Genomic DNA, 24,241 nt, shown 5'->3' with positions numbered 1-24,241 from the left:
TCATAAAGAAGAAACGATCAACGAGGAAAACCCAAGCTATGCGCCTGTTGCGAATGATTCTCGTACTCTGCCTGCTGCTGCCTGTGGCGCTGCCTGCACGCGCCAGCGAGACCGCCGCGGAGCATGCGGCCAACGTCTACGCGCAGCAGGAGCTGGATGCCGCGCCCCGCGACGGCAACATCCCGGACTACTCGCTGCCGCCGGACAAACTGGCGAAGGCGGTTCACCTGAACACGGTGCGCGACACCATGCACTTTGCCGATGAGCTGTGGGGGATCGTGAGCCTGCTGCTGTTGCTGGGATTTGGTGCGGTGGCGTGGATGCGGAACGTCGCCGTGGGCCGCGGGACAAACCGCTGGCTGCAGGGGTTTGTCTTCATCCTGCTATTCAATATCGCCAGTACTCTGCTGGAGTTGCCGGTGGACCTCTATAGCCAGCACCTGTCGCTGAAGTACGGTCTCTCCGTGCAGAGCTGGGGCAGTTGGTTCAGCGACCAGGGCAAGAGCTTCGTGCTGGGGTTGATGGTGCTGGACCTAGTGATGATGCTGCTGTTCTGGGTGATCCGCAAGTTCCCGCGCAGATGGTGGTTTGCGTTCTGGCTTTGCACGATTCCGCTGGTGCTGCTCGCGATCTTTGTGTCGCCGTACATCAATCTGCTCTATGACAAGTTCGAGCCGCTGCAGAAGACCAACCCCGAGCTGGTTGCGCAGCTGGAGAAGATCGTCGAGAAGGGGCACATGAATATTCCGCCGGAGCGGATGTTCCTGATGAAGGCCAGCGCGAAGGTGACGACGCTGAACGCCTATGTGACCGGCTTCGGCAGCTCCAAGCGCGTGGTCGTTTGGGACACGTCATTGCAGAAGGGCACGCCCGACGAGGTGCTGTTCATCTTCGGGCATGAGAGTGGGCATTATGTGCTGAACCACATCGTGATCGGTGTGGTCGAGGCGATTGCCGGGCTGTTTGTTGTGCTCTTCCTCGGCTACTACTTTGTGCAGATCATGATTACGCGGTTCGGCAGGCGCTGGGGCGTGGCTTCGCAGAATGACTGGGCGGCGTTTGCGGTGCTGCTGCTGGCGTTTTCGGTGTTTGGGTTGATCTCCGAGCCCATCACGAATGGGTTGAGCCGCATGGACGAGCACGCCGCCGATGTCTACGGACAGGAGGCGATTCACGGCCTCGTCGCGGACCCGCAGACGACAGCGAAGGACGCGTTCGATGTGCTGGGCGAGACCTCGCTGGTGGACCCGAATCCGAACCAGTTCATCGAGTTCTGGACGTACAACCATCCTGCAGTAGGCCGTCGCGCGGCGTTCGCAAAGGCCTATGATCCCTGGGCATCCGGGATGGAGCCGAAGTACTTCAAGAAGTAGAGAAGTAGAGGAGTAGATGAGTAAAGGAGTGGAGAAGCAGGTAGAGCGGTGCCATGCTTGACCCTCTGCTCCTCTACTCTCTACTCTCTGCTTTATGGATTGCCTCTTCTGCAAGATCGCTGCCGGCACGATTCCCGTCACTCGGTTGTATGAGACCGACGAACTGCTGGCGTTTCCTGACATCAATCCGCAGGCGCCGGTGCATGTGCTGCTCATCCCCAAGGCGCACCATGCTTCGCTGGCGCACACCTCGCCTGCGGAGGCGCCGCTGCTGGGGCGCCTGCTGGCTGCTGCGATTGAGGTCGCGCGCGAGCAGAAACTGGATGGCGGCTATCGCGTGGTGATCAATACCGGCGACGACGGCGGCCAGACAGTCGGGCACCTCCATTTACATCTGCTCGGGAAGCGGCATATGGGCTGGCCTCCGGGGTAAGGCTCTATGTTTGAGAGAGTTAGCTCAACACTTCAAGTAGCGGTTGAGGGTGGTGTTAACTCGCTTGATTCCTCCCTTTCTGCGACCGATAATGCCCCTGCAATGAGCCGATGCGAGACTCAGGCATCGTTGGTGGCCAATGTGCGTCCAATGGGAGTGAACCTCTCTTCGCCGCTGACTATTGCGATGCAGATGTTGGAGTTCGGGGCGGTGCTGGTCATCGCCATCGTGCTCTGGAGGTCGTTTACGCAGAGGAGAAACAGTATGGCTGTCGCAACACGTCGTGAACCAATTCCCGCACCGATCGAAGACATCAACATGCCGGAGAGTGGCTGGGAGACCGGCGAGCTGGATACCGCTGTATTTGCCGGTGGCTGCTTCTGGGGCGTGCAGTCGGTGTTTCAGCGAGTGAAGGGCGTGGTGCAGACGACGGTGGGCTACTCCGGCGGAAGCGAGGAGACGGCGAACTATCGTGCGGTTTGTGGCGAGGATACGGGTCACGCCGAGGCGATTGAGGTACTGTTCGACCCGAGCAAGGTGAGCTACGGCACGCTGCTGCGCATCTTCTTCTCCGTGGTGCACGACCCCACGCAGCTGAACCGCCAGGGCGCGGACGTGGGCACCAGCTACCGGTCGGCGATCTTTTTTACCGATGACCAGCAGCGCAAGGTGGCTGAAGCCTACGTGAAGCAGCTCGACGCCGCGCAGGTGTTCCATGCGCCGATCGTGACGCAGATTGTGCCGCTGGAGCGCTTCTACAAGGGCGAGGACTACCACCAGGACTACGCGATGAAGAACCCGCACAATCCGTACATCCAGGTGTGCGATGTGCCGAAGATCGCGGCGCTGGGACAGCAGTTTCCCGATCTGTTTCAGGAGTATGGGCGCTAAGACCGGGTGTGCGCCATACCACTCGGCGCCGCGCTGGCGCATCACAGCAGAGAGTCTCCTGTTGTGCTGTAGCGTTAGCGTGTAGAGGGCCTGAACTTTGGAGAGCCGGCAACGGAACGTCGATATGGTGCAGAACGAAGACTCCTTGGACCCCTTGGTTGCCATCGACACGCGGCGGCGTGTGTGGCCGATGCGAGCCGTGTGCTGTGGATTGGCCTTTGCGCTGTTCGCTGCGACTGCCGCAGCCCAGGTGCCGGACGCTACGCCCGCGGTCCCGGCGTCCGCTGCTGCGAGCGGCACCAAGGATGCGCCCTCCAAACCGAAGAAGGGCCAGGCGAAGGTCGATCAGAAAAATAACACCAACAGCCAGCCGGCTAACGCAGGGGAAGAGGCTGCCAGCACACAGAAGCTGAAGCTGGGTCCTCTTGACCCTTCGGTTCCGCCGCAAGGTCTGCCAACGGACAGGCCGGCGATTGGTGTGGCGTTGGGCGGCGGCGCTGCGCTGGCGTTGACGGAGGTAGGCGTGCTTCGCTGGTTTGAGGAGCACCACATTCCGGTGGATGTGCTCGCAGGCACGAGCATGGGTTCGATCGTCGGGGCGCTATACTCCACCGGGCATACTCCGGAAGAGATGGAGCATGTGCTCAATGAGCAATCGGTCACGAGTGTCTTCCGCATCCAGCAGGCGTACAAGGCGGAGAGCTTCCGCCGGCGCGAGGACTCTCGCGAGCTGCCCAACGCTGTCACGATTGGGCTGAAGCATGGCATCAGCTTTCGCAATGCGATCCTGACCGACACCGGTTTGAACGAGCTGCTGGATAAAGAGTTTCTGCGCTACAACGACCAGATGGACTTCAACGATCTGCCCATCCCGTTTCGCTGCACGGCGACGGACCTGAACGATGCGGATTCGGTGACGTTTTCGCGGGGCAGCCTGCCGGATGCGGTGCGCGCGTCGGCGTCGTTGCCGGGAGTGTTTCGGCCGTTCAGCCTGGATGGGCATGAGTATGTCGATGGCGGCATCCTGAAGAACCTGCCCACGCAGGATGTGAAGGATATGGGCGCGCAAGTTGTCATCGCGGTGAGCCTGCCGCTGCAGCCGGTCGGCAAGGGCGATCTCGACTCGATCCTGGGCGTGTTGCAGCGGGCGTTCGCGGTGGCGATTGAAGACAACGAGCGCCAGGAGCGCAAGCTGGCGAATATCGTGATCGTGCCGAATGTGGATGGCTTTGGCGCGAACGATTATCTGAAGACAACGCAATTGGCGCAGCGCGGCTACGAGGCCGCGGAGGTGCACAAGGCCGAGCTATTGAAGTATGCGGTGAATGAGGCCGAGTGGAAGCGTTATATCGACCAGCGTGCGGCGCGCGAGCGCGGGCCGGTGAAGGATGTGTTGCGTATCGCAGTGAATGCGCCGGACCCAGCGGTGAAGCACGTTGTGGAGAAGATGTTTGCGCCGCTGGTGGACAAGCCGGTCAACACCGATGAGGTGGAGAAGCTGCTGGCCGAGGTGCGCAGCGATGGCCGCTACGAGGCCGACTATACCGTTGGTTATGACAGTGCTGTCCCGAGCGATTCGCAGCGGCCGATCCTGCTGGTAACGGTGTCGGACAAGAAGACTGGGCCGCCATTTCTGGATGTGGGCATCAACTTCGCGGCGCAGAGCGGTGGGGTAACGCGCGCCACGCTGGACACGATCCTGCTCTATCAGGATCTCGGCGGGTATGGCAGCGAGTTGCGCACGAACATCGATGCGGGTTTTTTGACGCGGTTGAAGAGTGAGTACTATCGCAAGCTCGGCGACACAGGATACTTTGTTGCGCCGCGCATGGACCTCTCCCGGCAGCCGTACTACATCTACTCAGGCTCAACATTCTCGGGTAACACGCGACTCTCCGAGCGGCAGCTGGAGTTTGGCGGCGGCGGGGTGGATGCAGGCTGGGGCAATGGCCGCGAGCAGGAGGTCCGCGTCGGCTGGCAGGACCACTACATCAGCTGGGAGACGACGACGGGCAGCGATGGGCTGCCGGACTATGCCAACAACTCCCAGTACGTGCGCGCGCAATATACGTTTGACTCGCAGGACCGCGCGCTGGTGCCGCAATATGGCATACGCTCGACGACGACATTCGGCTATTTGTATGACACGCCGGGCAGTCCGAACGCTCCGGAGTTCACCACGCAGATCAGCTTCGCGCAGACGCTGGGGAAGAAGAACATCTTTCTTGCGGACCTCGAAGGTGGCACGTACTTCAATCGCAATGTGGCGCAGCCGTTCCGGTTTACGCTGGGTGGCCCGCTGCGGCTGTCGGCCAGCGCGATCGACCAGTACCGTGGCACGGATTACTTCCTGGCCACGCCGGGCTATCTGCGCCGCATTCGCGCGTTGCCGGCGCCGATCAACGGCGGGCTGTATGTAGGCGGGGCCTATGAGATCGGGCAGATGCGCGCTCCGTTTACAGAGAATCTGCTGCGGCAGGATGTGTACTTCGGCGTCGTTGCGGAGACTCCGCTGGGCGTGATCTCCGTTGCGCCGGCCATCGGCAACGGTGGCGAGCGCAAGCTGATCTTCACGCTGGGCAGGCTTTTCTAGACGAGGCTGCGTTATGCAAGCTTGCGCGGAGCGGCAGTCTTTGCGTCGCCGGTGTTCGGTGTGCCGGTGGGCTCCATCAACAGCAGGTGCGTCTCTTCCAGTGCGCGCGGGCAATGTTCGACGCCGCGAGGAACGATGAACATCTCACCGGGCCTCAGTGTGACGATGCGGTCGCGCAACTGGATTTCGAGCAGGCCCTTGAGCACGAGAAACAGATCGTCAGTCTCATCGTGCTTGTGCCAGACGAACTCGCCCTGCACCTTGACCACCATCACATCATGACCATTGAACTGCGCAACGGTGCGTGGCGACCAGTGGTCGCTGAAGGTTCCGAGCTTCTCGGCGAGGTTGACCGTGTCTGTCATCTTGTTAGGTTATCGCCCTGTCTGGAGGCGAGCGGCGAGCCGCTCCGGCAGCTTGGCCGCCCGGATGGCAGCCTGCGCTGCTTCTACGTCATACGGTACGCGATGAAAGGTTACGCTGGAGTCCATGTCGTCATAGATGGCGAACGCGGCGCGCCAGTCCATATCGCGCGGCTGGCCGACCGAGCCGGGATTGATGAGGTGCTTTGTGCCAGCGCGAAGTTCCAACCGTTGTTGCGCTGCGGCTTCGCGCTCCGCATACTGCGGGCGCTCTTCTTCCCAGTCGTTCTCCAGCAGCGAGAAGTTGCCCTGCACATGTGTGTGGCCGAAGAACGCGATGCTGGACTCCATGCGCTGCAGGGGCGCCCACGCATCGCGCATGGAGAGGATGTAGTGGTCCTCATGCAGCGGCGAGCCGTGCGCGCATACGATGGTTTCGCCGACGGCCACAGGGCCCTTGGGCATTGCCTTCAACCACTCCAGGTTGGAGTCCGTCAGCGTGCCATGCGTCCATGCCGCAGCCTCTGCAGCGACCGGGTTGAAGCCCTGCGAGCTCGTCAGGCCTGTGCAGACGCGGTCGTGATTGCCCCGCACGTCCAGCGTGGAGATGCCTCGCAGCAGCTCTACGACCTCATTCGGGCGAGCGCCGTAGCCAACCACATCGCCGAGGTTCCAGACAGCATCGTGTGCGGGTGCTGCGGCGAGCACAGCCTCCAGCGCGTGGAAGTTGCCATGAATATCGGAGATGACCAAGGCTCGCATGCAACGGACGCTAGTCTATCTCAAACTGTGGCCAGAGGTCGCTCGCGGTCGGTGGACATGGTGGGTACGCTGGCCAGCAGGCTGCGCGTGTAGGGGTGCTGTGGGCGTGTGAGCACGTCGTGCATGGCGCCCTGTTCTACGATCTCGCCCTGCCGCATGACGGCGACGCGGTCGGCCACCTGCGAGACGACGGCGAGATCATGCGAGATGAAGAGCATCGCCAGGTTGTGTTCTTCGCGCAGGCGCTTGAGCAGCGCAAGAATCTGCGCCTGCACGGTGACGTCGAGCGCCGTGGTCGGCTCGTCGGCGATGAGCAGCCGGGGTTTGTTCAGGATGGCCATGGCGATGACGATGCGCTGGCGCTGGCCGCCGGAGAACTGGTGTGGGTAGTCGTCGATGCGGCGCGCGGGATCAGGCAGCGCGACTTCGTGCATAGCGGCGAGCACGCGTTCGCGGACTTCGCGACGAGGGGTGCGCGGCGCGTGGGCCAGCAGGGCTTCGGCGATCTGGCGGCCGACGGTCATCACCGGGTTCAGCGCGGTCATCGGCTCCTGAAAGATCATCGCAATGCAGGAGCCGCGCAGCCGCCGCATCGGCTCCTCGCGCAGCGCCAGCAGATCTTGTCCATCCAGCAGGATGCGGCCTTCGAGGCGTGCGGTAGGCGGCAGCAGCCGCATCAGTGCAAGGCTTGTTGCGGACTTGCCTGAGCCTGACTCGCCGACGAGGCCAAGCGTCTCACCCGGCGCAATGGCGAAGGAGATATCGCGCACTGCCTGGTGCGCGCCAAACGACACGCGCAGACCTTCCACTGTGACGAACGGAGTTCGCTGTTCCTGTACGACATCCACAGAATGAGGATAGCGAATGTGGCGCGTTACTGCTGGTCGGTGACGATGGGATGCACCTCGTCGTCCAGATAGACGGCGAGAGCGTGGGCCTCCGATGCGTGCGGCGCGTGGCGCGTGACGTACCAGATTGGCGGCAGCCGGCCCTCGCGACGGTCCTTCGCGCTCGGCGTGGGGCCTTCGTAGTGGAGCAGCGCATCGCGGACGTCCTGCGGCAGCCCGGGCCACGTGGTGGCGAAGCCATCGAGGATGATGACGTCGGGATAGTCCTTTGAGATCGCGGCACGCAGTCGCGTCTTCACGTCATTGGAGCCCACATCGAGATACTGCACCTTCAGGTTCGGAAACCGGTTCGCGAGCGACGCTTGCAGCTGATCGGAGAAGGGCAGGCTTACGGGCGTGGGCTTCAGCTCGCCCGCACCGGCGAGGTCGCCCAGCGAATGCCCAAAGTTGCTGGCGTCGATGCCGTAGTTGCTGGAATCCACACCATAGTTACTGGCAGTTATGCCGAGACTGCCGGAGGTCTGACCATGGTCGCTGGCCGCTGTGCCCATATTGCTGGCTACCTGGCCGAAGCTGCCGGAGGTCTGCTCGCGATAGCCGGCCTTGGTAGCAGCGTTTGTATCGGCGTCCGGGCCGGAGTTGTTGGGAACGCGCGCGATGGTGCGGCTGTCGGCATCGACGCCGTACTTGCTCGCGTCCGTGCCGTAGGTACTGGCGTTCTGGCCGAGCGTGCTGGGCGTAGCTTCGCGGTAAGTGATGGGCGCGCGCTGCGGTGTTGCCGCGTTCACAATCGCTGGGCCCGGGCCGGAGGGCTCTACCAGCCAGACGACGAGCTGGCCGTGCAGCAGTGGCTTGTAGGCCTCTTTCACCTTGGACTTGTCAGCGTCCTTGGGCTGCGGCTTGGTGGTAGGTTTGCCCTGCGCGTTTGGAGCGCCGTCCTGCGCGCTCGCAGGGGTGCTCTGGCTATCAGTAGAGGCGCTCTGGGTGTCGGTTGTGCTGTCTGGGGTCTGGGCAAACGCGCAGGCAGCCGTCGCGAAGATCGCAACCGCCGTCAACCACCTTCCAGCACGCATCGTTTGCACCATCGGGACGCCTCCGCAGCGTGCCTTCGCGCTTAGTCTACGCGAACACCCACATTGGACGGCTTTTGCGCAGGAACGTTGCATGGAGTCCTGAAGGCGTTGACGCACATCCAATTGTCATGAGTGCGGCTTCTCACAATCTTCGCCTTTCGGTGCTGGACCAGTCGCCGGTGCCGGATGGTTCCACGCCCGCGCAGGCGCTGGCGAATTCGTTGGACCTGGCACGCCACGTCGACCGGTTGGGCTACACGCGGCTGTGGTACTCCGAGCACCACGCGATGGACCTGCTGGCCTGCACGGCGCCAGAGATTCTGATTACGCGCGCCGCCGCGGAGACCAAGCGCATCCGCGTGGGGTCGGGCGGCATCATGCTGCCACACTACGCGCCGCTCAAAGTAGCGGAGGTCTTCCGCACGCTGGAGGCGATGTTCCCTGGCCGCATTGATCTGGGCATCGGCCGCGCGCCCGGCGGTGGGCAGTTGGAGGCCTATGCGCTGCGCCGCAACCGCCAGGGTCCGGTGCCCGACGACTTCCCGCAACAGCTCGCCGAGCTGCGCGCATTTCTGCATCCTGAGATGTGGTCGCAACACGCCGATTCGCGCGGCCCGCATCCGTTTGCGAAGATCCGCGTTGCGCCGGACTCACCCGGTGCTCCGCAGTTGTGGCTGCTGGGCTCGTCGATGTGGTCGTCGGTGACGGCCGCCGGCGAGGGACTGCCCTACGCGTTCGCGCACTTCTTCGCCGGCCATGGCACTCGCGACGCGATCAGCCACTATCAGCGGAACTTCGCGCCGAGCACTGCGCCGGACGCTCTTCAGGAGCCGTACAGCGCCATCGCTATCGGTGCGATCGTCGCGCCTACGCAGGAAGAGGCTGATCACCTGCACGCCTCGGTGCGGCTGCTGCAGCGCCGCATTCGGATGGATGACCGCCGCCCCGTGGCGACACCCGAGGATGCCCTGCGCGAGCTCGCGGCGATACCTTCCGCGCCTAATCCCATGTTCCCGTTCACGGCTGGCTCGCTCGATCAACCGGAGACGGAGTTTCCGCGCTACGTTGTTGGCACACCGGAACGGGTGCGCGATGAGCTGCTGCGCATTGCGCGCGAGCTGGAGCTGAATGAGATGATCGTGAACACGATCACGCACTCGCATAAGGCACGGCTGCGCAGCTACAGCCTTCTGGCAGAGGCAATGGGGCTGTAACGAGCGAATGCTGAGCGCTAAACTGGAAGCAGCTCATGCTCTCCTACGACGTCCTCATCGCTGGCGCTGGTCCAGCCGGTTGCGCTGCTGCCTACGATCTCGCACAAGGCGGGCGGCGTGTGTTGCTGCTTGATCGTCGGATCTTTCCACGGCACAAGGCCTGCGCCTGCGGGCTCACACGCAAGACGCTGACCGCGCTACGCTACTCCGTGGAACCGGTGACGGAGCGCGTGTGCCATGAGATCGTGTTGCAGCAGGCAACCGACGATGCCAGCCGGCGCGAGGTGCGTGTGCGCACGCCAAATCTTATCTGCGCGATGGCGGTACGTGAGCGCTTCGATGCATTTTGTCTGCAACAGACACTGGCCGCTGGCCGTAACGGCGGCAGCGTCGTGTTGTTGAAGATCGAAGGCATCGCCGCAATTCGCGAAGGCGGAGACGGCGTCGAGCTCGATGTTGAGACAGCCGCTGGCCCGCAGACCTTCACCACGCCCGTGCTCATCGGCGCCGATGGATCCAACGGGCAAACGCGCCGTCTGCTGTACCAGCAACATGAGCCCGCATGGTACGCGCGTGGCTTCGCGCTGGAGGCCTGTGTCCCGTATTCGGTGTTGACTGAGCCGTTGCCTGACGGAGACGCGCCCACCGATCTCGTCTTCGACTTTGCGCCGCTGCCCGGCGGCTATGGCTGGCTTTTTCCAAAAGGCGATCACATCAACATCGGTGTCGGTGTATTTGCTCCTTCAGCGGAGAGTGTGGATATTTCTCTGAAGAGCGTCACCCGCTTGCTGCTTGCTGACTACACGTTGCGAAAGCTCGGCGTCGATTTGGGAGCCATCGGCGCGCATGTGACCGGGCAGTATCTCGGCATGGGCGGCGACTCATATGTTCCACGCGGACGCGTATTGCTTGTGGGGGACGCGGCAGGGCTTGTCGATCCACTGACGGGCGAAGGCATCCACTCCGCGATCGTAAGTGGGCAGGCAGCCGCGGCTGCGGTGCTCTCGAACGCGAAAGATATCGCTAGCGCGTATGCAAGACAGTTGCGCCCGTTGCAGCGGACGCTTGCTTTTTCCGCCCGCGCGGCGCGTAGTTTCTACCGTGACCCGGAGCGGGGATTCCGCGCGATGCGGCATCCGTTGCTGCGGCGGATCATTCTGAAGACCTACGCCGACGGCTTGCCGCCGACGAAGCTCGTTGCGGCCCTCATCGAACAGTTCGTCTGACCTCGCTACTCAAAGCGCGGCAGGTGCTCGATCTCGCTGAGAGGGATGGGTTCAGTAGGGCCGCCCGCCTTGATCCACGCCTTCAGGCCACCGCGGATCACCTTGGTCGAGCAGCTCTCCTGCTCGAGCATCTTGGCGACCCGAACGCTGGTGGCCTCGCGCGCGCAGCTGCAGTAAAGATAGATCTCGCACTCCGGCGCCATGAACTCGCGCAGTGCGACCAGCTCTTCATGCAGACGGTTCGGCTCTACGCGGATGGAATTCTTGATGCGCTGCATGCCGGGGTCGTAGTAGCCGTGCGAGCGCACGTCGGCGATTACGACGAGGCTGTCGTGTGCAGCTTGGTGCAGCATCTCCATCCGCTCCAGCAGCTCCTGCGCAGCCACCTTGTTCACGCTGGCATAGCGCGAGTCGCGCATGGAGCGTACGGTGAGCCAGCAGACATAGGCCGCGAGCGCGAGGATGAAGATGGTGGCGGCGACGTGTCCCAGCTGCTCCACCCCGCGAACAACGTTCCGCAGCAGCGAGGCAAAGAGGAAACCGGTGCTGCTCCAGACAGTGACGTAGAACAGCACACCGAGACTGTCGAGCCGAAGGAATCGCGGCAGGCGCATATTCAGGCTGCCGGCGAGCGGCGCGGCCACCGTGCCAAGGCCGGGGATGAACTTCGCGATCAGCAACGTCTCGGGGCCGCGCTTGTGGAACGTGTGCGCCGAGCTGAAGATGCAGACGTCCGGGTTCATGCTGATCTGGCAGAGGCCAGCCAGCAGCCACCAGCCGGTGTAGCGCCCGCCGAAGAACATGAGCGTATCGCCGAACAGCGCAGCGGCAAAGGCGCTTGCGAGCACCAGCCAGAAGTTGAGGCTGCCGCCATGCGCTGCCGCGCCTGCCGTCAGCAGCACCACCGATAGAGGTACCGGCAGCCCGCACGATCCGGCAAAGAAAGCGATCGCCGTGACGGCGTATCCGTGATGCTCAATAACCTGCAGCAGATCCATCGCCCTACCTTGCTCCTATCGCGCCCCGACGCGGCACCGCCTTGCGGAGGTCGTTCGCAGCTCGATTCCATGTCGCTTCTATTTCTACTCTGCTTGGATGCGCGGCCAGCAAAGCCGGTCGCTTGGCAGGCTAAAACTGCGCACGGATACCGAACTGAATGCGGCGCTCACGGCTCATGCCGGTGGTGGAGGAGCTGGGTGTGCCAAAGGGCAGCGTCGTCAGCCCTTCGGTAGCGATTGCGGCGGCGTCCTGAAAGACGAGCGGAGTAGGCAGCCCGGTGGGCAAGCTGCCGATAGTGTTGTTTGTCCCCAGGATGAATGCGCGTCGCTGCAGGCTAGTCAGGTTGCGTTCGTTGAGCGCATTGAAGGCTTCGGCAAATAGGTTCAGCCGCACCCGCTGGCCTGCATGGACGATGCGCCCGAGCCGCAGGTCCACATTACCGCGTGGCGCCAGCCGCAGCGTATTGCGGCCCACGGTCGGCAGATAGGTTGCGCCGCCCGAGCCGTTGATCGACTCATACCCACCGGAGAGGCGCTGGCCGCCAAAGACCTGATAGCTATACGGCGCGCCGCTGCCCGCTGTCGCAATCGCGGCCGCGCGCCAGCCGCTCAGGATGCGCCGCTCGCGGGCTGTGCCGCGCTGCCAGCGTGTCTCGTACTGCAATTCCCCCGCAAAGCGTTGCGGAAACTGCAAGCTGGAGAGGCCCTTGTCATAGCCGTTGGCAAACGGGTCGAACTGGCTATCGAGGTTCGGCGTCGCCGACTGCAGCGGCCCGTCGTCGATGGATCGTGAAAAGGTGTAGCTGCCGCGCACGTAGAAGCCATGGCTGCGCCACGCGGCTTCCAGCGTTGCGGCGTTGTAGTAGGCGTTCGCATTGGACTCGACTTCCGTCACCGCGCCGTACTCCAGCACCATTCGCTGCGTATACAGCGGCACGACAAAGGTCTCGCCTGTATGCAGGCCGGGCCAGCGTTCGCCGGGGGCATCGCCGCCCTGAAGCACATACTGCACAGCACCCGGCGACGGCGCGATGTTCACATCCGTGGTTGCGGGCAACTGCTTCGCGTAGGCCAGCGCGTAGCTTGCGCGCAGATGCAGATGGTTGCGGATATCGGTCTCCAGTGTGAAGGCACCTCGCTGCACCATCGGCATCCGAAAGTTGCGCGCGAACAAAGTGGCTGAGGTAGTCTGAGCAACGGCTGCGGGCGGCGCGGATGTAAAGGCGCACGGGTAGCCGAAGCCCTGGTTCACGCTGGTCACCTGCGGACACTGCGTGATCGTCGTCGGCGTGATGCGGATGTGTTCATAGGTCGCAGGCATCGCTGTATCGGCCAGCGCAGCACGGATGGTTGCTCCGGGCACGCGGCCAAAGAAGATGCCGTAGCCTGCCTGCATCGTCGCCGCTTTCAGCCACACCGGTAGCTTGCTGCGAGTTGCGAGTGGCGACCATACGAGTGCGATCCGCGGACCGAAGTTGTTGCGGTCTTCGGGAAATCGCGAAGTCTGTGCCGTGATGCTCGCGGCTGCAAGGTCGGAGTCCAAAACGGAATTCGGGTTCTGTGGCAACGGCAGCAGTAGATAGTCGTAACGTGCGCCCAGCGTGACACGCAAGTCATCGCGAAGCGTCAGCGCATCTTCAGCGAAACCAGCGACCTCATGCGTGAAAAATTCCGTGGCATTAGCGCCGAAGCCTTGCGTGTAGCTGCGGAAGCAGAAGTAGTGCACCGTCGCAACGATGCTGGGACAGCCGCCGTTCGGATAGGCGTTCACGTTGAAGGTGTAGTCGGTGATCCAATCTACGAGGCCGCCATCGTGCCCGTTGGTGTTGCCGCTGTCGTAGACGAACGAACCCTCGGCCGCCGCTACGTTTGCGATGCGGTCATGAACGCGGCTCCAGCCGGCACCGAGCGTGAGCAGGTTGCGGGCAATGCGCCAATGCAGTGTGTCGGCGAGTTGCGTCCTCAACTCATCCGGATAGGCTCTGCGGCCCAGTGCCGACGGCGTGCCATAGGCAAACCCAAGCGGCGCGATGGAGACCTCTGGTGCGAGACCACCGGGGCCGATCGCGGGTTCCTGCGGATCAGGCGCACGCGGCTGCTCATACTCCAGGTCATGCGACACTTGCCCGCGCAGCTCATTCAGCAGCCTCGGTGTAAAGCGATGCTCCCAATGCGCGCTACCGGCTTCAACAGCGACAAAGCTATCGCCGAGACTGCCAGTTCCACGCGCAACCACCGCGTCCGACGCCTGACCCAGCGCTGCTCCGGCAACGGCGTCCACACGATGCGCGTTGAAGGCGAGGGTGATATGATCGCTGGCACTGACATCGGCATCGGCGCGCAGCAGGCCGGTCAGCCGGTAGGCGCTGCGTGAAGTCGTCCCAGTGAGACTGCTGAGGTAGTTTAGTGCGCTGTTGGTTGCTGCTACGCCCACACGGCGATTGCCAAGCAGCGCTACCTGCATCGCGGTGAGTGAGAAGAATTCGGGATCAGCTGGCGAAGATACAATCTTGTCGTCGCGCAACTGCGCATCCAGTGCCCCAAACAGAGCCACGCTCTTCCGCAGGCGCGAGGGCAGTGCGTGCCACGTGACCGGCAACCCGGCAGCAAGGCTGAACTGGTTCATTGCACCCGCAGGCTTCACCAACGCCGAGGTAACAGTGCCGTTGTTGTAGGAGGTCGCGAGCGAGTACGGGTTGGTTGCCGCCAGCCCACTCTCTTCGCTGATCCACTCCGCGCTGCCATGCAGCTTGCGCGACCCGGCCCGTGTCTCTGCCCGCATCGCGCCGCCTGCGCCACCGTACTGAGCGGAGAACATCGTCAGCACCCCGCCGAAGGTAGTCGCCCGCAGGCTTTGCAGAGCGCCGATGGCATAAATCGAACCACCGCGAGCTCCGCCGGCCGCTGCTCCACGCGGCCCAGCGCGAAAGCTCTGCTGGGCACTCAAGCCGTCGAGTGTCGTCTCATTCTCAATGGTGGAGAGCCCACCGTAGCTGAGCCCGCTCGCGGCTGCGCCATCGTCCGCCGCGCCGCGCGACGACGAGTTCTCGTCCTCCTCGCCAGCATTGCCGATATCTCGCGCGGTCGAAGCTGCATCGTTCGCGGAGGAACGCAGCGCCTGCAGGGCCTCCGGCATATCGAAGCGCAGAGGAAGATCCGTGTTTTGTGCTATCCATGCGTCGGTGTCATCTGGAGCGGATAGCGGCGTGAGGCTCTGCGTGAGAGCCGGCTGAATTGAACTGGGTGACTGCTGCGCGCTGGCTGTGCCTGCCAGAGCCATGCACATAGCGAGTGCCAGTGCGACCGGCACAGCTCGGCGCGCAACGGCAGTCTTTCTTTCCTCGCGTTCTTGCAGCGACACTCGGCACCACTCCGCCCCGGAGAGCCGACAGGCCGGGGCTCCTCAATCCAGCAGGAGTTGCACATCCACGAACGTATATGTGTTCTCGCAGCCTAACTGAGTCGAGCGCTCTTGGAAAGCCCCACACCCGCAAAGAGAAAGAGCGGCAGCCGAAGCCACCGCTCTTTTCTCTTTGCTGCTGCCTCTGTTAGAACGTGAACTTCGCAGCAATTTCAATCTGCCGCGGAGTGTAGAGGAAGCCGCTGTTGTTGCTGCTCGTAACCTGCTGGAAGGTTGACTGGTAGGTGGCCGTACCGGCCGCACCAGTACCGCCCAGCTTGTAGGCTGTTGTGTTGATACCGTCGATGTTCTGATGGTTCGCAATGTTGAACATTTGCGCAAGGAACTCGAGGTTGTAGTCCTTGTAGACCCGGAAGTCTTTCTCTACGCGGAGGTCATCCACGATCTTGCGGGGCTGCTTGTAGGTGTTCAGGCCGAGGCCTGGGATAATGGTCGTTCCGCCCGAACCATTCCAGTCCGACACGACACCCGGTCCGGTGAAGCCGGAGACCGATGCCGAGTAGGGCAGGCCGCTCTGCATCTGGAAGGATGTATCTACCTTCCAGCCATTGCTCAGATACGTGTACCACGCATTGCCCTCAAGCTTGGGTAGTGAGTAAATCACATAGCTGACGAAACGGTTAGGCACGTTGTACGACGAGTTGCCATAGTTGATGCGTGGGTTGTTGAAGGGATCGTACCAGCTGTTTCCGGTCACGGTAGTTGTGGCCTGCTGGTTGAAGTCCAGCGCGTGCGACCAGGTGTAGTTGGCGTCGAACTCCAGGTTCTTGATCGAACGGTTCTGGATCTCGCCGACGAACGCGTTGTAGCTTGAGTTCACGTTGCTCGTCACCTGCGTGATCGCCTGGTACGAGGTTGCCTGCGGTCCAAACAAAGCGGTGTTGCCGTACTTTGTGTAGGTAGGCACAACGAATCTCGAACCCAGCTTTGCGGCCGGTCCGAGGTTGCCACCGGTAGCTACCAGCGAGATCGTTACATTTTCGACCGTCGTGGGGTCCAGGTTCAGGTCGAGGAAGTTCGGCAGCTCGCGGCCGAGTGCGCCGAGATAGCTGATCTGCAGTACCGTGCCCTTGCCGAGGTCCTGCTGCACCATCAGGTCGAACTCATGCACCATCGGGTTCTGCAGGTTCTTGGCCAGGAAGTATGAGCTTGGCGTCGGAGCCGAGGCGCCCGTAAGGATGTTCGGCAGAGTGGGGGGAGCCGGCGATGTGTAGGTCGGCTTCACGCTTGTGGTGTACTGGCCGTTCGGACTACCAGTGTTCAGCAAAACGTTCAGCAGAACGCCGTTCGTTATGCGGCCGTAGAACATGCCGTAACCGCCGCGCAACACCGTCTTGCCTGTTCCAAACACATCGAAGGAGAAACCAAGGCGAGCACCAAGGTTGTTCTTGTCGCTCGGATGGTTGTTTAGCTGCGCGTAAGGCGTAAAGCCCGTCGCCGCCGTGGTGAGGTTCGACTGCGGTGAAGGAAGAAACTCATAGTCGTAGCGAAGGCCGAGTTCCAGCGTCAGACGCGGCATCGCCTTCCAGTTATCCTGGCCGAACATGCTGTAGTCCGTCGTTGCGATCCCGAACACAGGATTGCCGAAACCCTGATAGAAGGTGCCATAGCACTGGAGCGTGCCGGTCCAACCGGTCTGCGTGCCTGTAGCGGTGGGATTCTGACCCGACTGCGAACCGCAGCTGCCGCCCTTTCCAGCCTTCGCGTTCAGAAGATCGTTGAAGTAGTTGCCGAGATAGCTGTAGCTATAGCTTCCGTTGCTCTCGTAGGTATTGTTGATGAGGTCAGCGTTCCGTAACCCGTCACCGCCGACAGCGATGTTGTGATTGCCCTTCTGGATATGGAGCACATCGCCTACCTGCCACTTACGCTCATCTGGGAGTGCCTTGCGATAGCCATAATACTCCGAGCCGATGTTGGCGAACACGCTCGTGTCCAACCCAACCTGCACCGCGTTGCCGGCCGAAGCCCCCGAGCCGATGAGGTTGTTGAGAGTGTATTGGCTGTAAGGCTGCTGGCTCTCATCGTTCAACTCGCGCGAGTACTGATACAGCAACTCGTTGCTCATGTTGGAACGGATGATGCTGGTCAGCTTCGTCAAGCCGTAGTCCAGCTTTACGAAGTCGTTGCCCCACGAGTCCACACCATAGTCCAGGGCTGCGCCGGTCTGAACGCCACCCGGCGAGTCCCACCGCAGGCGGTGATACAGGAAGCTCACGCGCTCTTTATCATTGATCTGCCAATCCAGTTTCGGCGTGTTGATCTCCTGGTTGCCAAAGCGCGGCACGGTGCCCAGGTCGCTGTTGAGCGAAGCGATGCCCGCGGTCCACTGCGCGGCTGCCGCTGCATACGACTCGCCCTGGCGCGCTGCAAGCAGGCAGACCTGGGGGTCGATTGCATTCGAATCGGTTCCCGTCAGCAAACCATTGCCCGTGTTCGCGCAGGTAACGCCGGTCGGCAGCGTTGCGTTCGGCAGAGTATAGAAAGTCGAAGGCGAGTTCGGGATTGCGATACCTGGGAATGCCCGGTGGTGCTCGTCGAACGTATACATCCAGAACAGCTTGTCCTTGATGATCGGGCCGCCAACGGTGAAGCCATAGATCTTGCGCAGGTCTTCCGGCTTCAGTGGCGTCGATACATACTGGCCTGTCGTTAACACACTCAACTTGGTGAAGTCGTTATAAGCGTTCCACTTGCTCTCGCGATCGTAGAAGTATGCCTCGCCGTGCAGATCGTTGGTGCCGCTCTTGGTCACAGAGTTGATCACCGCACCTGCTGCGCGGCCATACTCCGCACCATAGACGCCCGTATTCACCGCGAACTCGCGCACCGAGCTGCCGGAGGTCGAATAAGCTTCGCGGGTTCTTCCGCGCTCTTCCGCGTAGTACGCCTGGTTGTCGTCCGCACCGTCGATCAGGACGTTGTTCAAGATGGGGCTGACGCCGCGAACGCTGATCAGACCGAAGCCGTTCGAGTCCGACACAACACCCGGGGTTGTCAGGGCCAGCGCCGACCAGCGACGGTTGTTGATGGGAATGTTCGCCAACGCCTGCTGGTTCAAGTTCGTCGAGAAGTCAGGCGACTCGAAGTTGAGCACCGGGGTCTCTGACGTCACTTCGACCACTTCACTGCTGCCGCCTGCTGCCAGGTGCGGCTCCATGGTCGTGGATTGGCCAACCTGCACCACCACCGTGGTCGCCTTGTAGTTGCTGAAGCCGGACGCTGTCACGCTCACCGTATAGGTTCCGGGCTCCAACAGTGGCGCGTTAAATACGCCGCTCGCGTCCGCCGTCAGGTGCAGCTCCGCGTTCGTGCCGTTATTGTGAATCGTGATCGTGGCGCTGGGAATCGCCGCCCCCGTAGAATCTTCCACGGTTCCTGTGATGGCACCCTGCGTCGTTGACTGGGCAAAAGCGGAGCCGGTGAGCAGCGCCACTGCAAAAAATAGGGCTGCCTTCCGGAAGATGTTTGTTCGCGTCATATACGTCTCCTGAGTTGTCCGTTCTTCATCGTCACCCCAGAGCGGTTTGACCTCAGGCCCGGTAAACTCTCGGTGCCATGGTCAGGAACCCTCTCGCCTGGCTGGTTCTCTGTAACAGCGTCGGCGACCAGCTCGTAAGCAGAGGTTCTGGGAAGTCTGTCTATACGGTCATCTTAGCAGCGGACACACGCAAAAGCTGCGTAGTTCTTGCATGCAGGCCGTCTAGCCGATGAAATCTCCGCGAATTTCAAGTCGGCATCCGAGGTCTGTACACTTAATAGTGCAGTTCCGCGCAGTGAGGACGAAACCCGTACATGTTTATCGATGAAGCACGAATCCGCATCAAGGCCGGCGACGGCGGCAATGGCTGTATGGCCTTCCGTCGCGAAAAGTTCGTCCCCCGGGGTGGTCCCTCCGGCGGCGACGGCGGCCATGGCGGCGACATCCTCATGCGCAGCTCGCTCTCCCACAACACCCTCGTCCACTTCCGCTTCAATCCGGAGTGGAAGTCCGAGCGCGGCGGCCATGGCCTCGGCTCCAACATGTCCGGCGCCGCCGGCGAGCACACCATCCTCAACGTCCCCGTCGGCACCTTGCTCTACGACGACGACACCGGCGAGCTGATCCACGACTTCGCCCGCCCCGACGACGAGCTCGTCATCGCCCGCGGCGGCCGTGGCGGCCGCGGCAACCAGCACTTCGCCACCAGCACCCATCAGGCCCCGCGCGAGCACGAACTCGGCCGCCCCGGTGAGGCCCGCAACTACCGCCTAGAGCTCCGTCTGCTCGCAGACGTAGGCCTCGTCGGCTTCCCCAACGTCGGCAAGTCCACGCTCATCTCACGCCTCTCCGCTGCTAAGCCCAAGATCGCCAACTACGCCTTCACTACGCTCGAGCCGAACCTCGGTGTCGTCCAGATCGGCGACGCTCCCTTCGAGCGCAGCTTCACCGTCGCCGACATGCCTGGCCTCATCGAAGGCGCGCACCTCGGCGCAGGCCTCGGCATCCAGTTCCTCAAGCACATCGAACGCACCAGTGTCCTCTGCCACCTCGTCGATGTCTCGGACACCGCCATCGCCGCCGAAGCCGACCTCGCGCCGGGCGAGACCGCCGACCCAGTCGCCAACTACAACGTCATCACCGCCGAGCTCAAGAGCTTCGACCCAACCCTCGCGGCCAAGCCAACGATCCTCGTCGCGTCCAAGATTGACTCCGCCAACCCCAACAAACTCAAGAAGCTCACCACCTTCGCCAAGCGCAAAAAGCTGCCGCTCTACCAGATCAGCGCCGTCACGGGCGAGGGAATCGAAACGCTCAAATACGCCCTCGCCGACGCCGTGGAAACCCATCGCATCATCGACCCCACTCTGGTCAAATCCGAGCCGGCCATCGAAAAGGCCCCCCGCCGCAGACCCAACTACCCGCCACCCGCGCCCAGCGCCAAGGTACACAGGCGCTGATTTAAACAGCAACAGCCCACGGAGTCATCTCCGCGGGCTATTCGCCTTGTCGTTCGAGCCTCTTACCAGACGGGATGAAACAAGATGAACGTCGTAATCCCCGTGCACGCAAACAGGATCAACAACAGCGGCCACCACGTATCGATCCACTTCGGCTTTTCATGATGGTGTACGCTCATCGCTGCTTCCTCCTTGGGGTGTCAGAACTGTCTCTACCAGACTAACCGACACCCCACCCTTGCCTCAAATCGCCGCCCGCTACTCCCTACTCCCCATTCCCAACTCCCTGCCTCTCTACATCTCCGCCCACTGCCGCAACAGGTTGTGGTACACCCCGGTCAGCTGCACTGTCGTCTTCTTCACTTCGGCATCCTCGGCTTGTGCACCTCCCGCCAGCCGCTGGATCGACTCATCCAAATCGAACAGCAGCGTCCGCTGTGCGTCCTGCCGGATCATGCTCTGCAGCCAGAAGAAGCTCGACACGCGCGCTCCGCGGGTGACAGGCGTCACATGGTGCAGGCTCGTTGACGGATACAGCACCATATCGCCTGCCGGAAGCTTTACGCTCTTCGAGCCGTACGTGTCTTCCACCACCAGTTCGCCGCCGTCATACTCCTCCGGCTCCGAAAAGAACAGCGTGCAGCTAAGGTCCGTGCGGATACGCCCGCCCGTAGGTCCGTGCGTTCGGATCGCATTGTCCACATGCGTTCCGAACGTCTGCCCGCCCGCGTAGCGATTGAACAGCGGAGGAAACACCCGCAGCGGCAAGGCTGCGGAACGGAACAGCGGGTTCGTCCCCAGCGCCTGCAGGATCAACTCGCCAATCTGTTTGGCAACGGGGCTGTTTTCGGGAATCTGCGAGTTGAACTTCGTCTGCGCCGATTGATGGCCCGCAGTCACCTTGCCATCAACCCACTCCGCGGCATCCAGCGCCGCGCGAATCTCACGCACACGTTCCTTCGAAAAAACCTCTGGCACAACGATCAGCATCGCTACACTCCTGGAACTGCGGCGGGCCCCATTGGCAACATCGCTAACAGGACCCGCCTTCTGTCTACTTCCTACTGTCTACTGTCTTCACCTGCACTTACCACTTGTAGTTGAAACCGAACTGCGCGTTCAAGCCTTCGCCCGGAACCAGGTGGTTCGGATGCGGCTCATCGATGTAGAACTTGTTCGCGAGGTTATTGATGTTCACCTGGAAGTCGATCTTTTCCGTAACAGGACGCCGGATCATCGCACTGTAAATCCAGTAGCCGGGAATCGCCTTCGCCACCAGCGGCACCGTCGCCACATCAACCGGCCCAACCTGGTTGTACACGCCGATCAGCGCACCCGAGCTCGCACGCCGCGCCGCCGTATAGTTCGTCCCGAAACCGCCGACGAAGCCTTTCCAGAGAGCGTGTGTCAGGAACAGGTTGCCGCTGTTCTTCGGCACGTTCGCAATCGGATAGCCGTTCGGCTTGATGAAGTACGGTGCCGTGTTCGCGCGCGGATCGTTCAGCGCAATCAGCGCCATATTGATCGCGTTGAACGGCGAAGCATTTAGGACCGAGTTCTCCAGCTCGCTGTTCAGGAAGGCATACCCCACCACCAGGTCGAAGTGTTGGGGCAGGTGTCCCAGCGCTCCAATCTGCGCGCCGCGGATCAGGTATGTGCCCACGGTAATCGTGTTGTTGGAGTTGTTCGGGTCTGTCTCATGCGCGTTGTCCTTCTCCGTCCGGAAGACGCTCCCGTTCAGGTTCAGCCGGTCGCGGAAGAAGTCCCACTTCGCGCCTACCTCATAGGTCTCGTTCTCTTCCGGAGCCGCAGTCGCATTGTTGCCGCTCAGTGAAAGCGACTCAGCCGAGGGATCGAACGACGTGCCCCAGTCGAAGTACACGCTGCCTTCCGGCTTCGGTTTCACGACCACGGAGGCGCGATAATCCGGTTGCTTGTCCAGACGGTTCGCCACGGCTGCGGCTGTGGGTGTGGGCAACGCCGCCGGGTTCGCGGCATTGTGCGAGTTCGTATTGAAGTAATCGAACCGCACGCCGCCCGAAACCAACAGCCAGTCGCGCAGATGCAGCGTGTCGTTGAACCCGATGCCGTACGACTGCGACGAAACATACGTGCGTACACCGGGATACGAAAACACAGGCTGGAACGGATCGTAAGGGTTCGGGTTCACCGCCGAAACATACGGCATCGTGTACGAGTTACGAAGAGGATCGGACCGCTCGCGGCCGCCCTCGATGATGATGAGCCCATCGTTCGTGATGCCGAGCACCTTCAACGTGCCCTGCAGGCTCACCTGGTCCCACAGCATGTCTTCCGTGCTCTGCGACGTAAGCTGGTTGCGCTTCACCTGTAGCGAAGTAACAGGCGTCGTCGTCGGATAGCAGGCAATCGTCGCTCCGGTTGCCGTCGGGCTGTTCGGAATCGTCGGGTCGCACGTTGCCGTCCCAACCCCTCCAACGGCGGTCGGGTTCTTCAGCACAGCCGTTGTGTTGATCTGCGGCTCGGTGATGCGCACATCGCGGGGGTAGTTCGCCCAGCGCAGAATATTGCGCACTACGATGTGGCTGTTCAGATCGTGCTCCACCTTGCCTGTAACCACATCCGGATTGGTGCGCAGGTAGTTGTCCGCGGCAAAGCCGTAATAGGTCCTGCGGTTCACGCCAGGAATAATCGCCGCGCCAAAGTAAGGGAAGCCGTAATCCGGCGTCGTATTCTCTGACTCGTGCAGGTACTGGATCATGTAGCGCGTCGGCGTATTCAGGCCGAACTCTAAAGCAGGTGCTATGCCGAACCGGCGCACCTCGGTGATATCGCGTTCGGCAACCTTGCTCTGTGTGCCCACCACGTTCACCCGGAAGGCAGCGCCTTCGCCAAGGTTTTGCAGCGGCTCGTTCACGTCCGCCGTCACGCGACGCATCAGGTTGGTGCCGAACTGCGCCGTGCCATGAACGAACTCCGTCAGCTCAGGCTGCTTCGACTCCTGGTTCACCACGCCGCCCGTGGAGCCGCGGCCGAACTCCACGCCCGCCGGGCCTTCCAGCACGTCGATGCTCTGGTAGTCGAACGCGTCGCGATAGTAGCTGCCGAAGTCTCGAATGCCGTCCAGGAAGATGTCATTGCGCGCATTGAAGCCGCGGATCGTCAGCGTATCGCCCTGCGATCCGCCTTCGCCCGCCGCCATGCTGATGCCCGGAACGTTGCGAAGCCCATCGCGCAGCGTGGTCGCCGCTTCGTCCTGCAGCACAAATGTCGGCACGGAAGTCACCGTCTGCGCCGTATCCAGAAGGGGCTCGGTGAACTGCTGCATCGACAATGTAGCCACCGATGTCGTCACATCCACCGACTCCGACGACCGCAGCCCGATCGACACCACTCCGGGCCCCTCGAACGTGTAGCTGAACCCCGTCCCCTTCAGCAGCTGCTTCAGCGCCACCTCATTGCTGTACAGCCCCGCCACGCCCGCGCTCTTCAACGTCGCCAGCCTCTCCAGCGGGACCTCCAGGTCGAGCTTCACTCCGCTCTGCGCATGGAAGGCATCCAGCGCCTCATCCAGGGGGCCGGCATCGATCCGGAATCGGTACACCGGCAGCTGTGCCGTGGCGGGGCTGCTCTTTGCATCGCCCGCCGACTGCTGCGCCAGCGCATCCATCCTGCCCAATGCTCCGTAGGCTGCTACCGTTGCCAACGCCACCAGCCGCACGCCGCGCTTTGTCCGCTGAGTCTTTCGTACCGTCATGTCCTTGCCCTCTCCTTGGTCCTAAGTCTTCTGGTCCTGAATCTTCCGGATGACCGAAGGTGTCGCGCACTCCACAAATAGCGACTAAAATAGTCCTATATAGCAGTGCAGATATGCGACAGGTTTGGTCTCCAATTGAGACTTTACATGATCTAAGACCGAATCAGTCGCCTATGTATGAACTTTTTGTCATTTTCAGTGCGATCATCGCGCCCACACCAATGCTGTCAAGCCCTAAACCTTCTTTCAGCACCGCAACTCCAACACTCCAAAAGACTTAAAGTCGCCAAACAAAAATTCATTTCCCGCCTCCACCCTCTATACTGGAAGCAGGGAAGAAAACTGGCTCACTGGGTAACTGGCAAACTGG

The 24,241-nt window shown here is 61.9% G+C and carries 16 protein-coding genes; 7 read left to right on the top strand and 9 right to left on the bottom strand.

What is annotated here, in order from left to right:
* The first annotated feature begins 38 nt into the window (after positions 1 to 38).
* The 4 genes from GOB94_RS07425 (at position 39) to GOB94_RS16995 (ending at position 5,290) form a co-directional block, all read left to right on the top strand.
* The gene (locus GOB94_RS07425) at positions 39 to 1,373 is read left to right on the top strand and encodes a M48 family metallopeptidase (RefSeq protein WP_182278194.1); all 1,335 of its coding nucleotides are present in this window, start codon (positions 39 to 41) and stop codon (positions 1,371 to 1,373) included.
* Between the two features lie 94 nt (positions 1,374 to 1,467).
* Positions 1,468 to 1,806, top strand: coding sequence for a histidine triad nucleotide-binding protein (locus GOB94_RS07420; RefSeq protein ID WP_182278193.1), 339 nt, complete (start codon positions 1,468 to 1,470; stop codon positions 1,804 to 1,806).
* A gap of 150 nt (positions 1,807 to 1,956) precedes the next feature.
* Positions 1,957 to 2,697 carry a peptide-methionine (S)-S-oxide reductase MsrA gene (msrA, locus tag GOB94_RS07415; RefSeq protein WP_346265650.1) on the top strand — a complete coding sequence of 247 codons (741 nt, stop codon included), beginning with the start codon at positions 1,957 to 1,959 and terminating at the stop codon, positions 2,695 to 2,697.
* A gap of 145 nt (positions 2,698 to 2,842) precedes the next feature.
* Positions 2,843 to 5,290, top strand: coding sequence for a patatin-like phospholipase family protein (locus GOB94_RS16995; RefSeq protein WP_275943227.1), 2,448 nt, complete (start codon positions 2,843 to 2,845; stop codon positions 5,288 to 5,290).
* Between the two features lie 11 nt (positions 5,291 to 5,301).
* Here the strand turns inward: GOB94_RS16995 and GOB94_RS07405 are convergent, their stop codons facing one another.
* The 4 genes from GOB94_RS07405 to GOB94_RS07390 are packed head-to-tail and all read right to left on the bottom strand — an operon-like array spanning position 5,302 to position 8,335.
* Positions 5,302 to 5,655, bottom strand: a complete 354-nt coding sequence (locus GOB94_RS07405) for a cupin domain-containing protein (protein WP_182278190.1) — start codon at positions 5,653 to 5,655, stop codon at positions 5,302 to 5,304.
* Between the two features lie 9 nt (positions 5,656 to 5,664).
* Positions 5,665 to 6,414, bottom strand: a complete 750-nt coding sequence (locus tag GOB94_RS07400; protein ID WP_182278189.1) for a metallophosphoesterase family protein — start codon at positions 6,412 to 6,414, stop codon at positions 5,665 to 5,667.
* A 20-nt stretch (positions 6,415 to 6,434) separates the two neighbouring features.
* The gene (locus GOB94_RS07395; protein WP_182278188.1) at positions 6,435 to 7,262 is read right to left on the bottom strand and encodes an ABC transporter ATP-binding protein; all 828 of its coding nucleotides are present in this window, start codon (positions 7,260 to 7,262) and stop codon (positions 6,435 to 6,437) included.
* A 26-nt stretch (positions 7,263 to 7,288) separates the two neighbouring features.
* On the bottom strand, positions 7,289 to 8,335 hold the full coding sequence (locus GOB94_RS07390; protein ID WP_182278187.1) for an extracellular solute-binding protein: 1,047 nt from the start codon (positions 8,333 to 8,335) through the stop codon (positions 7,289 to 7,291).
* Positions 8,336 to 8,463: 128 nt separating this feature from the next.
* Here GOB94_RS07390 and GOB94_RS07385 point away from each other — a divergent pair, with 128 nt between their 5' ends.
* Both GOB94_RS07385 and GOB94_RS07380 read left to right on the top strand, forming a co-directional pair.
* The gene (locus GOB94_RS07385; protein WP_182278186.1) at positions 8,464 to 9,549 is read left to right on the top strand and encodes an LLM class flavin-dependent oxidoreductase; all 1,086 of its coding nucleotides are present in this window, start codon (positions 8,464 to 8,466) and stop codon (positions 9,547 to 9,549) included.
* A 35-nt stretch (positions 9,550 to 9,584) separates the two neighbouring features.
* Positions 9,585 to 10,775 carry a geranylgeranyl reductase family protein gene (locus GOB94_RS07380; RefSeq protein ID WP_182278185.1) on the top strand — a complete coding sequence of 397 codons (1,191 nt, stop codon included), beginning with the start codon at positions 9,585 to 9,587 and terminating at the stop codon, positions 10,773 to 10,775.
* Positions 10,776 to 10,780: 5 nt separating this feature from the next.
* On the opposite strand, the gene GOB94_RS07375 is transcribed toward GOB94_RS07380, so the two are convergent.
* The 3 genes from GOB94_RS07375 to GOB94_RS07365 all read right to left on the bottom strand — a co-directional run bounded on the left by GOB94_RS07375 (position 10,781) and on the right by GOB94_RS07365 (position 18,675).
* The gene (locus GOB94_RS07375) at positions 10,781 to 11,773 is read right to left on the bottom strand and encodes a rhodanese-like domain-containing protein (protein WP_182278184.1); all 993 of its coding nucleotides are present in this window, start codon (positions 11,771 to 11,773) and stop codon (positions 10,781 to 10,783) included.
* 130 nt (positions 11,774 to 11,903) lie between these two features.
* A complete protein-coding gene (locus tag GOB94_RS07370) occupies positions 11,904 to 15,053 on the bottom strand; it encodes a TonB-dependent receptor (protein ID WP_182278183.1) in 3,150 nt (1,049 codons plus the stop codon).
* Between the two features lie 268 nt (positions 15,054 to 15,321).
* Complete coding sequence (locus GOB94_RS07365; RefSeq protein ID WP_182278182.1) at positions 15,322 to 18,675, bottom strand: carboxypeptidase-like regulatory domain-containing protein; 3,354 nt, start codon at positions 18,673 to 18,675, stop codon at positions 15,322 to 15,324.
* Positions 18,676 to 18,989: 314 nt separating this feature from the next.
* Here GOB94_RS07365 and obgE point away from each other — a divergent pair, with 314 nt between their 5' ends.
* Positions 18,990 to 20,135 (top strand): GTPase ObgE, encoded by a 1,146-nt coding sequence (gene obgE / locus GOB94_RS07360; protein WP_182278181.1) that lies wholly within the window; start codon positions 18,990 to 18,992, stop codon positions 20,133 to 20,135.
* Positions 20,136 to 20,429: 294 nt separating this feature from the next.
* On the opposite strand, the gene GOB94_RS07355 is transcribed toward obgE, so the two are convergent.
* Positions 20,430 to 21,125: a Fe2+-dependent dioxygenase gene (locus tag GOB94_RS07355; protein WP_182278180.1), complete on the bottom strand. Its 696-nt coding sequence runs from the start codon at positions 21,123 to 21,125 to the stop codon at positions 20,430 to 20,432.
* Positions 21,126 to 21,222: 97 nt separating this feature from the next.
* Positions 21,223 to 23,871 carry a TonB-dependent siderophore receptor gene (locus tag GOB94_RS07350; protein WP_182278179.1) on the bottom strand — a complete coding sequence of 883 codons (2,649 nt, stop codon included), beginning with the start codon at positions 23,869 to 23,871 and terminating at the stop codon, positions 21,223 to 21,225.
* Between the last annotated feature and the right edge of the window lie 370 nt (positions 23,872 to 24,241).

This window comes from Granulicella sp. 5B5 (genome assembly GCF_014083945.1).
Lineage (GTDB): Bacteria > Acidobacteriota > Terriglobia > Terriglobales > Acidobacteriaceae > Granulicella.
Note: the sequence above shows the minus strand (reverse complement) of the source record. Positions and strands in the feature narration are given on the sequence as shown.